General features: G+C 51.2%; 7 protein-coding genes. 4 read left to right on the plus strand and 3 right to left on the minus strand.

Annotation, left to right across the window (positions count from 1 at the left end):
• The coding region (locus ACSHXH_RS18930) for a hypothetical protein (RefSeq protein WP_435673359.1) at nucleotides 1-238 on the plus strand (238 nt) is incomplete at its 5' end.
• A gap of 17 nt (nucleotides 239-255) precedes the next feature.
• Here the strand turns inward: ACSHXH_RS18930 and ACSHXH_RS18935 are convergent.
• Entirely contained in the window at nucleotides 256-504 is a 249-nt protein-coding gene (locus tag ACSHXH_RS18935) for a hypothetical protein (protein ID WP_435673360.1), read from the minus strand.
• A gap of 87 nt (nucleotides 505-591) precedes the next feature.
• Here ACSHXH_RS18935 and ACSHXH_RS18940 point away from each other — a divergent pair, with 87 nt between their 5' ends.
• Both ACSHXH_RS18940 and ACSHXH_RS18945 read left to right on the plus strand, forming a co-directional pair.
• On the plus strand, nucleotides 592-1,275 hold the full coding sequence (locus ACSHXH_RS18940) for a S24 family peptidase (RefSeq protein ID WP_435673361.1): 684 nt from the start codon (nucleotides 592-594) through the stop codon (nucleotides 1,273-1,275).
• 224 nt (nucleotides 1,276-1,499) lie between these two features.
• Nucleotides 1,500-2,240: a carbon-nitrogen hydrolase family protein gene (locus tag ACSHXH_RS18945; protein ID WP_435673362.1), complete on the plus strand. Its 741-nt coding sequence runs from the start codon at nucleotides 1,500-1,502 to the stop codon at nucleotides 2,238-2,240.
• 150 nt (nucleotides 2,241-2,390) lie between these two features.
• Here the strand turns inward: ACSHXH_RS18945 and ACSHXH_RS18950 are convergent, their stop codons facing one another.
• Nucleotides 2,391-2,960 (minus strand): N-acetyltransferase family protein, encoded by a 570-nt coding sequence (locus ACSHXH_RS18950; RefSeq protein ID WP_435673363.1) that lies wholly within the window; start codon nucleotides 2,958-2,960, stop codon nucleotides 2,391-2,393.
• Between the two features lie 241 nt (nucleotides 2,961-3,201).
• The gene (locus ACSHXH_RS18955; protein ID WP_435673364.1) at nucleotides 3,202-4,413 is read right to left on the minus strand and encodes a DinB/UmuC family translesion DNA polymerase; all 1,212 of its coding nucleotides are present in this window, start codon (nucleotides 4,411-4,413) and stop codon (nucleotides 3,202-3,204) included.
• A 52-nt stretch (nucleotides 4,414-4,465) separates the two neighbouring features.
• Between ACSHXH_RS18955 and ACSHXH_RS18960 the strand changes: the two genes are divergently transcribed.
• Nucleotides 4,466-4,771: a hypothetical protein gene (locus ACSHXH_RS18960; RefSeq protein ID WP_435673365.1), complete on the plus strand. Its 306-nt coding sequence runs from the start codon at nucleotides 4,466-4,468 to the stop codon at nucleotides 4,769-4,771.
• Nucleotides 4,772-5,293: the final 522 nt, after the last annotated feature.

The raw sequence follows: 5,293 nt of genomic DNA on the forward strand, positions 1-5,293 counted from the left end.
GGATCAACGACAACATAGCCACCGAGAATTTGTTTCACCGTATAGCGATGCGAAAATTTGCTGTTTTGAAGGGTCATTTAAACACCTCGTTAATCAGGGGAAAAAGCCACGTTGCTGCACTCATAAGTCCAAACAAAAGCAGGCAGCCGATCAGGTCGCCGACAAAGCTGTCTTCAATGCGGGCATTGAGCGCTTTGAGTTTTGTCCAAGTTGTGCGGAGGCTAATTTTGGGGAGTGAGGGCCGTGCAAAATACATCACGCAGCCTCTTCTTTGGATGTTTTGGGGCGGGGGATGTCGGCTGGCCATTCAAGGTCGGCGGGCCAGTTGTCGTGGAAAAATGCCAGCACTTTGGCGGCAGTTGCCGTCCGACAGTCGCTGCCATCCATCAAGTTCTTGAAGAAGTCGCCCTTTCTATGGACGCGCATCGAAATCGCAAAGTGCGTCACACCTTGGTGTGTTGCGAGCGTTTCGGCGAGGGTGATGAGTGCTGTTTTCTGATCCATAACCTAAGCTAGCCTGTACTGGCCTATATAGTCAAGCCTGTACAGGCTAGCTATTGTCGAATTAGCCAATACAGGCTAATTGAAGTAATGGACCCGATTCTAGAAACCATTGATAAAGCTCTTGCAGCCAAGGGACTTTCTGATGCCGCAGCTTCAAAGCTTGCGGTGGGACATCCGTCTTTGATTAAGAACCTACGAATGCCTAGGCAGGGTGAAAAAAGGTACAATTTGCCTGCATTGATGAAGCTTGCAGACGTATTGGATTTAGAATTTTACTTTGGTTCGCCACGCGACACAGCAGGCGCAGAGCAACCGCCTGTCGCCGATCCTGAAGAATTCGCCCACATTCCGCTGCACGAGGCAAGCCTCGCTGCTGGGGCAGGGGCCGCGAATGGTGATGAGCCTATCGTGGATTACCTATCCTTTCGCCGCGACTGGCTTCGCCGCATCGGCACCGCGCCCGCAAACGCCGTCTTGGCGCGGGTCTCAGGTGACAGCATGGAACCAACGATTTGGGCCGGTGACATGGTGCTCGTCGACAGGTCGAAAACCGTCGTGCCGGTGCGAACGAGCAGTTCCAAAAAAGGCCGCAGCGCGATCTACGCCGTGCTGGACGACGGCCACGCCCGCGTCAAACGCATCGAGCGCCCAAGCGAAGATCAGATTATGTTGTTATCAGACAATCCCGATTATGGACCAGAGTTTGGCGACACGAAAACACTCACCATCATCGGTAAAGTGATGTGGTGGGGGCATACGAATAGGGATTAGTTTTGAGGCCAAATTTTTAGCTATAAAGTGTCGCGAACGGCCCTAAGCCGCCTTTCACGTCCACCTCAGGATGCTGCAGTGCGGCCCGCAATTGCGGACATTCGTGCATCTTGCAGCATTTTGTCGGCTGAAACGTTGGTCAGCGGACAAAGCGACCTTCGGTCTTGGAAGAGGTTGGCAACGGGTTTAATCTGAACTTCGCATCTCATGGAAGGTTTGCGCACTTGCCCACAGTTCGTATCGCAGCCGCACAGGCTCCTGAGATCCACAAGGATATTCCAAGGGCATTGGAGTTCCTCAACGCAATGGCTGAGCGTGCCAAAGCACGGCAAGCCCACTTGTTGGCTTTTCCTGAGGGTTTCTTACAAGGCTATATCGTTGAAGAACAGCAGGCCCGAGAATTGGCCATTGACCTCAACTCTCAACGGTTTCTCGAACTATTAGCCGGCTTTCCGACCTCTGGACCGATGTTGGTTGTTGGCATGATCGAGTTGGCGGACGAAAAGCTATATAATACTGCCATAGTTGTTAAAGATCAGGCGCTTATTGGAAGGTATAGGAAGCATCATCTTCTACCAAGTGAGGCAGCCTTTACAGAGGGGCAAGAGCTACCAACATTTGAAGTACAAGGGCTCAAGTTTTGCATAAATATTTGTTATGATACAAACTTTCCGATCCTTGCAGAGCAAGTTTCTGAGAAGAACGCCGAACTGATTGTTTGTTGTGCGAACAACATGTTGAAACACAACACGGCAGAAAAATACAAATGGCTGCACAATTCAGTGCGCGGGCAACGCTGCCATGAAACCGGACTGTGGCTCATGTCGTCTGACGTTACTGGCGAGCGCGAAGATCACTTAGCTTTGGGGCCTACGGCAGTCATCAATCCTAACGGTGATGTCGCAGAGCAATTGCCATTGGGACAAATCGACATGCTGGTGTTTGATCTTCCTTACGCGATGTAGACCGGAAATGAGCGCGACTTGGGTGATGTAGGTTAGGGCTCTCTGCCGACCTTCGCTACACTTGCAAACGAAATCAGCGTCAAACTGGAGGGCGAGCGGCGGCAGTGCGGACTAAGTTGCCGTCCATAGCAGTAATACGAATGGCTGCATTCAAAGCTTGAATAACCGTTTCAAATCATCGTCTGGTGCCGACGAACCCGTGCGGTAATCCATGACTTTGCGGCGCGTTTTGTTCGTATAGTAGTGCAGATGCACGAGAACTCCGTGGCTATCGTCAATCTCGAACTTCGAGATAACAAATCCGGCCTTTAGCTTTGGGATGATCACAGCGTTATTTGTCGCACAGTGACGACTATAGATGACTTGAAAGCCGCGATCTGAGATCGTTTCAACTGTTGATTGAACCAAAGCGCTATAGATCCCCTTGCGTCGCTGTCCTTCAACTACACCGGAATTTACCATGCAAAACTTGGCTTTGGGTTCTTGTTTACCCCAAGCCCAGCCTACGAAGTGATCATCTTGGTCGAATGCACCCAAATATAGGGCCAAAGCGTCACCGAGCCTGCTGTCCAAATTCCGCATCTGCTCTTGCTCTGTGTCATCGAGCGCATCTCGCAGTGTGTAGGAATGATCGCTGGCAAAGGCTGCATGCACGTGGCGCTGAAAAAGAGGTTCAAAGTCTTCTTTCGACATCTCTCTGATCGTGAAAGTGCAATCCATAGCCAGGTCCTTATTACTGCTAGGTAATGGTCGCCCGAAACAGCCGGGCAAGTCCAGCGAGATCGAATGGTTGCCGCATTAGCTGCCTTTCGATCATTTCGCAGCATCAGTCAAAAAGGGCTCATTGCCGACATTTGCTGCATTTACATAAGAACACAAAACAAATTTTTGCCCTGAACGTCCGTTTTCTTCTGCCAGTTTATCCTATTTCGCACCTGCGGCGAATGACCGGAATCCGCCCTTACCCTCGATCAAAGAACCCAAGGTGCTCTTGTTGGTCGCCATATTTGATGACGGTCTTGCCATACCGCAGATTAATACGATCTATGGTGGCGGAGAGCGTTTCGCGTTTGCTGTTTTGCCCCGGTGCAAGGGGCAGGAAGAGTTCGCCGTTGCGTTCAGTCAACAGCACCAAGTTTGTGAGGTTGATCCCAATAGATGTGGCTTGAGTGCGGCTGCGCGCAAACTGTTCTGTGAGAGTATCGAAAATATCCAGAAAATCACGCGTGTCTTGGCTTGGATTGAGCGTTTGTTGCCAATGATGGCCGTGTTTTTTCCAAAGTCCTATGTGAATGGAAATACGCCCTGCGCAATAGCCGTCACGCCGCATGCGTGCTGCCGCCCGTTCGACCAGCCATCGGCCTACACGTGTGGCCATTGGGGCAGGGCGATACTTTGGCGCGAGCACTTTGGATTGCCCGTAGGTGTTGCGCTGGGTTTCGATCAACGGGATGTCTTCGCCTTGCAGCCCGCGCACGAAACGTTCGCCCTCAACTGAGCGCCAAATCATCCGCGCGTGCCGTGGATCGAGCGCGTAAAGCTCATGAATGCCCCAGACATGCGCCTTGCCCAAACGCGCGCTCATGCCGCGTGAGATACCGGGCAAATCGTCAAGTTTGAGGTGCGCAATGGCCTCTGGCATATTCTCAGGTGCGAGCCATTGCAGGCCATCGGGTTTTTCCAATTTGCCAGCAATCTTGGCAAGCAATTGGTTTGGACCAATCCCAATCGAACAGCGCAGCTGACTGCCCACGTCTTCACGAATGATCTTCTTAATGTCGCGGGCCAAATCTAGCGCGGCGGGGAGGGCACTGGTTCTGCCGCCAAGGGCGATTTGGAACTCATCAATCGAGCGCACCCGCTCCACTTCCGCGATGGTATCAATGGCCTTTGAAATCGCCTGATTGGCCCGCGCATAGAGCTTGTGACGGGCTTGCAGGAAGACGATGTCAGGGCAAATTTGCCGCGCCTCAGCAACGCGCATAATCGTTTTGACGCCCTGCGCTTTGGCTTCATAGCTGGCGGCAACAACGGCCCCAGCCCAATTGTTATGCGGGCCAGTTTCAAGCGCAGTGATCGCCACGGGTCGCCCTCTGAGCCGAGAATCAACCTGTTGCTCGACGCTGGCAAAAAAGGCGTTCATATCCAGATATAGACAGCGCATCGGGGTCATAGCCTAAATCCTGTATCTTCCAAAAACCACTTAATGTTCTATATTTGTTCTCATGGTTGATTTGAAAACACAATTGAAAAATGTCGCTTTTGGCGGCAGCTGGTCAGAAGAAATTCTGCGCGTTTCTGAACTGGAGGCGGCGCTCAAAGTGATCGCAAATGCGGCTGATACCTGCACAGAAATCGACGTGCGCACGGATGCCCTAAAAGAAGCTCTGAACTTTGTGGCGTCCAAAATAGAAAAAGGCCCTCAGTTGAAGGCGCAGTTTCTCAAAGCTGTTGTGATTGAAGATCAGGATGCCCGAAGCTGTGCTGCTCAACAGGTTTTGCAGCAGATGCAGTCTTGGGCTGGCCGATAATGGTCAATATGTTGCTTTCGGTCCGAAGCTGCCTTTGGACAAACTAGTGGGGCTCTGCGACGCAGCATCATAAAGCAGGCATTGGTTTCCACCGTGAACATTTTTTTTGAAACATCAAGAACAAACACATCGACCAGAGCGACCAATTCGTTCGGCATTTGGCCTATGCTAGCGCGGAAATCTAGGGCGACGATCCTTGCTGTACGAAAAAAGCGATTATTCGCAGCCATTGCCCTGAAGTCCGCAAGCACACGAATGTAGGAGATGGGCTATTTCACTATCACGGAGTTTCTGGAAGGGTCTCTATTCCCTTTATAAGATTTTGCGATGGTATCCATTCCTCTCTTTGCTGATTGTCACAGCTAACCTAACAGGGTTTTGGCTATTTTATATTTTGGCTTCGTTTGTCTTGCTTGCGCTACCAATTTCAACATTCTTTTGGGTGTTTGAAGTGGTCCTGCTTTTTCGGACAGTTTTGCGGCTTAGCTAAGATGCATTCTGGTTAGGTTTCATGCCGCTTGG

Source organism: Marivita sp. (assembly GCF_051251565.1).
Classification (GTDB): domain Bacteria; phylum Pseudomonadota; class Alphaproteobacteria; order Rhodobacterales; family Rhodobacteraceae; genus Marivita.

Excerpts from the sequence above, each read along its gene's own strand:
- ACSHXH_RS18935 (WP_435673360.1), bottom strand. The coding sequence starts at position 504 with ATGGATCAGAAAACAGCACTCATCACCCTCGCCGAAACGCTCGCAACA.
- ACSHXH_RS18940 (WP_435673361.1), top strand. The coding sequence starts at position 592 with ATGGACCCGATTCTAGAAACCATTGATAAAGCTCTTGCAGCCAAGGGA.
- ACSHXH_RS18950 (WP_435673363.1), bottom strand. The coding sequence starts at position 2,960 with ATGGATTGCACTTTCACGATCAGAGAGATGTCGAAAGAAGACTTTGAA.
- ACSHXH_RS18955 (WP_435673364.1), bottom strand. The coding sequence starts at position 4,413 with ATGACCCCGATGCGCTGTCTATATCTGGATATGAACGCCTTTTTTGCC.
- ACSHXH_RS18960 (WP_435673365.1), top strand. The coding sequence starts at position 4,466 with ATGGTTGATTTGAAAACACAATTGAAAAATGTCGCTTTTGGCGGCAGC.